At 75.1% G+C, this 6,964-nt stretch carries 2 protein-coding genes; one reads left to right on the forward strand and one right to left on the reverse strand.

Translation table 11 applies throughout. The features are described from left to right. Positions 1 to 2 precede the first annotated feature (2 nt). On the reverse strand, positions 3 to 881 hold the full coding sequence (locus C569_RS0100680; protein ID WP_018783892.1) for a DUF6039 family protein: 879 nt from the start codon (positions 879 to 881) through the stop codon (positions 3 to 5). A gap of 198 nt (positions 882 to 1,079) precedes the next feature. On the opposite strand from C569_RS0100680, the gene C569_RS0100685 reads away from it, so the two are divergent. Next, positions 1,080 to 6,962, forward strand: coding sequence for an SDR family NAD(P)-dependent oxidoreductase (locus C569_RS0100685; RefSeq protein ID WP_018783893.1), 5,883 nt, complete (start codon positions 1,080 to 1,082; stop codon positions 6,960 to 6,962). Positions 6,963 to 6,964 lie beyond the last annotated feature (2 nt).

The raw sequence follows: 6,964 nt of genomic DNA on the forward strand, positions 1-6,964 counted from the left end.
GCTCAGGCCGCGCCGCTCGGCACCTGCGGCAGCAGCAGCGTGTCGCGGATGCTGCCCTCGATGAACAGCCGGTCCCAGGCGCCGCCGCCCTTGGACTCGTGCAGCCGGCGCCGGCCGAACACCTCGGTGGCCATCTCCTTGCTCCGCTCCAGCTCGGCCAGCTCGTGGTAGTCGTCGACGCTGCGCAGGTGGATCAGCTGGAACAGGTGGTCCTGCTGGCCCCAGGTCTGTTCGTACAACGTCGCGGTGACCCGGCCGGCGAGCCGCTCGTTGACGAAGTGCTGCCAGTGGGCCGCGTACATCCGGCCTTCCTCGCGGAACTCGTACTTGACGTCCGAGGTCCGCATGACGATCGCGCCGGCCGTCGCCGAGTTGATCTGCTGCTCCGCCGGCTGGTTGAGCTGGGACGAGGCGGGCGGCACGAAGGTCGTCGGCTCCGCGTCGCCGCCGTCGTGGTCCATCCCGTGCTGCGGTACGAGCACGTCCTCGTGCAGGCTGCGGTGGACGAAGATGCGGTCCCAGTTGCCGCCGCCCTTGTGCGGCAGCCGGTCCTCGTCGGAGATCCGGCGGAACTCCAGGTCGTGGTCGACCATGTTGAGCAGGATCCGGTAGTCCTGCGGGGACTTCAGGTGGATGAACCAGTGCATCCGGTCCCGGCCGCCGAACACCTCCTCGAAGGCGAACGACGTCGCGACGCCCTCCTGCGAGGTGTTTATGTACTGCAGCAGGTCCACGCTGAACTGGCGCCCCTCGGCGGCGAACCCGTAGGCCATCTGGCCGACCCGGTGCAGGATGAAGCCGGAGTTGAGCGTGTGCAGCACCCGCTCCAGCGGCAGCGACGATTGGTTCAGCGCGCGGTACGGCTCGACCGTCGTGGTCATCGGTTCGCTCCTCAGGTGAGATCGCCGGTTCCGGCCCGTTTCTACGGGGACGGCCGACGGCGTGTCTGCTCACGGTTGAGCGGGCGCCGCAAGCGAGCGGCCTGCTCAACGTTGAGCAGGCGAAGCGGGTACGACTGCCTAGCGTGAGGACTCGGCCGGGCCCCTCGGCCGTCGACCCTTCCCAGGCGGGCAGGTGCCGTGACGCAACAGACCGATCCAGCCCACGCCGTCGTCCTCTCCGCCGCCGATCCGGAGCGGCTACGCCGGTCCGCGTACCGGCTGCGCGAGCACGTCTCCACCGCGGCACTCGACCTCGCCGACGTGGCGTACACCACGCAGGTCGGCCGGATGCCGCTGCCGCACCGGCTCGCCGTGCGGTGCGCGAGCGTCGCGGACCTGGTCGGCGGACTCGACGCCTACCTGCGCGGCGAGGCCCGCGACGGGGTGCTGCACGGCGTCGCCGGTGCGCCGTCCGCGCCGGCCGCCGCACCGACCGACGCCGACGCCGCCGCGGACTGGGTCGGTGGCGGCCTGGTCGACTGGCGGCGGTACTGGCCGGAACCACGCCCGCGGGTGCCGCTGCCCGGCTACCCCTTCGGTGCGACGCCGCCGGCCCCACCCGTCACCCGGCCGGGCGATGCGGCCGGGTCGCTGCGGGCCTACCTGGTCGAGGTGTACGCCGAGGTGTCCGGCCTGCCCGCCGAGTCCGTCGACCCGCTCCTGCCGCTGACCGAGCTGGGTCTGTCGTCGTTCCTCGTGACGCGGCTGACCGCCCGGCTGGAGAGCGACCTGGGCGAACGGTCGCGAACGCTGTTCTTCGAGCACGCCACGCTCGCCGAGGTCGCCGCGGCGCTGGCGGCGGCCGGTCGTACGGCACCCGCCGGCGTGGCTCCCGCCGGACCCGCCCAGCCCTTCGCACCCGCCGCCCAGCCCTCCGCACCTGTCGCGTCCGCCGCACCGCCAGCTCCGGCCGCACCGCCAGCTCCGGCCGTCGTGCCCGCTCCGGCCGTCACCGTGGAGCCGGCGCCGGGGGAGGAGGGCGAGACGGAGATCGCGGTGATCGGTGTCGCGGGACGCTACCCGCGCTCGCCCGACCTCGACGCGTTCTGGGACAACCTCGCCGGCGGCCGCGACTGCGTCACCCCGCACCCGCCGCACCGGGCGCGACCGGGATGGCCGACCCACCTCATGGACGGCGGATACCTCGACGACGTCGACCGGTTCGACCCGCTGCTGTTCGGCATCACCCCCCGCGACGCCGCCCTGATGGACCCGCAGGAACGGCTGTTCCTCGAAGTGACCTGGGCCGCGCTGGAGAGCGCCGGATACACCCGCGCCCGGCTCCGGGAGCGGCACCACTGTTCGGTCGCCGTGTACGCGGGCGCGATGTGGAACGAGTACCCGCTGTTCGGGGCGGAGCGCACGCTGCGCGGCGTCCCGCAGGACTCCGGCGCGACGCTCGGCGGCATCGCCAACCGGGTGTCGTACTGCTTCGACCTGCACGGCCCGAGCCTGACCGTGGACACGATGTGCTCCTCCGCGCTGGTCGCGCTCGACCTGGCGGTGCGGAGCCTCCGCCGCGGCGAGGCCGAACTGGCGGTCGCGGGCGCGGTGAGCCTGTCACTGCACCCGAACAAGTTCATCCAGCAGCACCGGATGAAGCTCACCGCCAGTGACCGGCGCAGTCGGACCTTCGGCGCCGGCGGCGACGGGTTCGTACCGGCCGAAGGGGCCGGCGCGCTGATCCTCAAGCCGCTGCGGCGGGCGCTCGACGACGGCGACCCGGTGCACGCCGTGATCCGCGGCACCGCCGTCGTCCACGCCGGACGGACGAACGGCTACATCGTGCCCAGCCCGGTCGCGCAGGCCGACGTGGTACGGCGGGCGCTGCGCGACGCCCGCACCGGACCCGCCGAGATCGGCTACGTGGAGGCGCACGGCGCCGGCACGGCGCTCGGCGACCCGGTCGAGATCGACGGGCTGACCCGGGCCTACCGGGACGCGGCCGGGACCGACCTGCCGCCCGGCAGCATCCCGATCGGCTCGGTGAAGTCGACGATCGGGCACACCGAGGCCGCCGCCGGACTCGCCGGTCTCACCAAGGTCATCCTGCAACTGCGGCACGGCGTGCTCGCGCCGTCGCTGCACGCCGACGAACTCAATCCGAACATCCCCTGGGACGCCGTGCCGTTCCGGGTGCAGCGGCAGCGGGCCGAGTGGACCGGCCCCCGGGTCGCGGGCGTCAGCTCGTTCGGTGCCGGCGGGACCATCGCCCACGCGATCGTCGCCGCGCCACCGGCCCGTACCCGCCCGGCCGCCCCGCCCGGCCCGCAGCTCGTCGTCCTGTCCGCCTACGACGAGGACCGCCTCGACGAGATGGTGCGGCGGCTCGTCGCGTACCTGCGCCGGGACCGCGCACCGAGCCCGGCGGACCTCGTCGCGGCGGTCCGGCGGATCGCCGCCGGGGAGCACCCCGGCTCGGCCGCCGACCACGCCGCCACGCTGCTGGCGCACGACGGGCCGGCGCTCGCCGACATCGCCTACACGCTCCAGGTCGGCCGGGAGCCGCTGCGGCAGCGGCTGGCGGTCGTGGTCGAGGACGTCGCGACGTTGTGCGAACGCCTCACCGCCTACCGCACCGACCCCGCCGTGCTGCGCGGCCGCGCCCCCGCCGCGCCGGACCCGAACGCCGTGCCGCCGTCCGGCGCGAACCTGACCGACCTCGCCCGGCACTGGGTGACCGGCGGAGCCGTCGACTGGGCCGCGCTCCACGAGCCGGGCCGGACCGTCGTGGACCTGCCGGCGTACCCGTTCGCCCGCATGCGGTGCTGGGTGCCCGAGGACGTACCGGCCGGCGCCGGGCCGTCCGGCACGCAGGCGCCGATCGTCGGGCCGACGACGCCGCCACCCGCCGACGTCCCGCTCTACGTCAAGGGGTGGGAGCCGGACGACGATCCCGGACCGGCCGCCTCGCCGGTGGCCGGGGTGATGCTGTGCGTGGGCGGCGGTCCGGATCTCGTCGCCCGCCTCGGCGGCCTGGCCGTGCACGACGTCGCGGACCTCACCGCCGTGCTGTCCCGCGTGCCCGAGGTCGGCGGGCTGGTCGGCCTGCCCGGCGGACCCGGCTGGGAGACCCGGGTACGGATCATCCAGCGGCTGCTGGCCGAGCGTCCCGGCACGCCGCTGCGGATCCTGGACACGAACGTCGGCGACGTCCGCACGGCCGGCTTCGTCAAGGTCCTCGGCGCCGAGTACGCCCGCGTCACCGCCACCGTGCTGCACACCGACCGGCCCGGCGACGACACCGATCTCGCCGCCCGGATCCTGGCCGAGTGGACACGGGGCGACGCCTACGGCGAGGTCCGGTACGCCGACGGCCGGCGGCACCGGCCGCGCCTGGACCTCGTACCGGCGCCCCATGCGCCGCTGCGCTGCGACCCGGACGCGGCCTACCTGGTGACCGGCGGCACCCGGGGCGTCGGCGCGCTCGTCGCCCGGCACCTGGCCGGTCACGGCGCCCGGTCGATCGCCCTGGTCGGCGTCCACGCGGACACCGGCGTCGCGGACGACCTGCGCGCCCGCGGCGTGCGTGTGCTCCAGCACGCCGGTGGGTTCCCCGGCGTCGAGGACTTCCTGCGGCAGGTCCGCGCCGAACTCGGCCCGCTGCGGGGCGTGGTGCACTGCGCCGGTGTGGAGAGCCGGGGCAACCCGGCGTTCCTGCACAAGGACCTGACGGATGTCCGCGCGGTGCTGGCGCCCAAACTGGACGGCTTCGAGACCCTGGTGTCGCTGTGCGCCGCCGACCCGCTCGATTTCTTCCTGGTGTTCTCCTCGGTGTGTGCCACGGTGACCGGGCTGGCCGCCGGGGTCTCCGACTACGCCGCCGCGAACATCGCCGTCGACGAGCTGGTCCGCGCGTCGATCGCCGCCGGGCGTACCGAGTTCCGCGCGGTCGACTGGCCGCAGTGGGCACAGACCGGATCCACGAGCGGACGCCCCAACCCGTGCGCGCCGGCCGGTCTCGCCCCGCTGGACGACGCCGCCGGGCTACGTGTCGTCGACCGCGTGCTAGCCCTGCCGTCCGGCGCGGTGGTGCTGCCGTGCCCGCCGCTCGGCGACGCCCCCGACCCGGACGCCCTGCTGCGGCTGCGCCCGCGCCGTCCGGCGCCGGCGTCACCTCCCGTCGTGGGCGGCGCTCCGCCTGCCGGTACGCCCACCCCCGCCCCCGCCCCCGCCCCGGCCCCGGCCCCGGCCCCCGCCCCGGCCCCGATCGCGGTGGCGTCGGGCGGGCCGGTGGCCCCGCCGGAATGGCTCGTGGGGATCTTCTCGGCGGCACTGGGCATTCCCGAGCGCGACCTCGACCCGACCGTCGAGTTCGGCGACCTGGGCGTGGACTCCGTGCTGCTCGGCGAGCTGCTGGTCCGCATCGAGGAGCGGCTCGGCACCCATCTCGACCCGGCGACGCTGCTGCTTCACCCCACGCTGGAGCGCCTCACCGCCCACCTCGGCGTGCAGGCGGCGACTCCCGGGCTCGCGCCGGTGAGTGTGCCCGAGGCGGTGACTGCGCCCGAGGCGGTGACTGTGCCCGTACCCGTGACCTCGCCCGTACCCGTTGACGAGCCCGTGCCGACGGCGGCGGCGGGCGGCGGCGCGCGGCCGGACCATGACCGGCGGGTGGCCGTGATCGGCATGGCCTGCCGGTTCCCGGGGGCGACCGACGTCGCGACGCTGTGGGACAACCTGCTGCACGGGCGCTGCGCGGTCACCGAGGTGCCGGCCGAGCGGTGGGACCACCGCCGCTGGTACTCGCCGGAGCCCGGCCTCGGACGGTCGATCAGCAAGTGGGGCGGCTTCGTCGAGGGCATCGAGTGGTTCGATCCCGGCTACTTCGACATGGGCGACGACGAGGCGCGCTGCCTGGACCCGGCGATCCGGATGTTCCTGGAAGGCACCGCCGAGTGCCTGGCGGAGGCCGGGTACGCCCCGGACGAACTGCGCGGCCGGCGCGTCGCCGTCGTGGCCGGGGCGCGCCTGTCCGACTACGGCCGGCGCGTGCCCATCCGCACCGACGTCCTGCGCTCCGACCAGAACTTCATCGCCGCCCGCGTCGCACACCACTTCGACCTGCGCGGCCCGAACCTGGTCGTGGACAGCGCCTGCTCGTCGTCGCTCGTCGCGGTGCAGGTCGCCTGCCGCAGCCTGCTGGCGGGGGAGTCGGAGCTGGCCGTCGTCGGCGGCGTCGAGGTGTTGCTCGACCCGGAGACGTACCTCGACCTGAGCGCCGCCCGGGCGCTGTCCCCGACCGGCCGGTGCTGGACGTTCGACGAACGCGCCGACGGCTTCGTGCCCGGCGAGGGCTGCGGTGTGGTGCTGCTCAAACCGCTGGCGGCCGCGCTCGCCGACGGCGACCGTGTCCACGCCGTGATCGACGGTGTGGCGGTGAACAACGACGGGCACACCATGGGCGTCACCACCCCCAGCCCGGCCGCCCAGGCCGACGTGGTCCGGCAGGCGCTGGCCGCCGCCGGCCGGCGCCCCACCGACATCACGATGCTGGAGGCGCACGGCACCGGCACGCTCATCGGCGACCCGATCGAGCTGCGTGCCCTCAACGACGTCTTCGGCGACCGGCCCGGCGGCCGGATCGAGATCGGCAGCGTGAAGTCGAACCTGGGCCACCTGCTCAGCGCCGCCGGGATGGCCGGGCTGTTCAAGGCGGCGCTCGCCCTGGAACACGGCACGATCCCGCCGACCCTGTTCTGCGACACCCCGAACCCGCGGTTCGACTTCGACCGCTCGCCGCTGCACCCCACCACGGAACCGGTCGGCTGGCCCGCCGGATCCGAACGCGTCGCCGGCGTCAGCTCGTTCGGCCTCGGCGGCACCAACGCCCACCTCGTGCTCAGCGGTGCGCCGCCGGGTCCGGTCCGCCGGGCGCCGCTGCCCCGGCCGGTGTTCCGGCGCCGGCGGCTGTGGCTCGACGGCGACGCGCCGGCCGAGGCGCCACCCCCGGCCCGGCCGGACCCGGGCGAGCCGCTCACGGCGTCCCTGCTGCGGCTGCAACTCGTCACCACCGACTGACC

Source organism: Micromonospora sp. CNB394 (assembly GCF_000374985.1).
In the GTDB taxonomy this organism is placed as follows: Bacteria; Actinomycetota; Actinomycetes; order Mycobacteriales; family Micromonosporaceae; genus Micromonospora; species Micromonospora marina.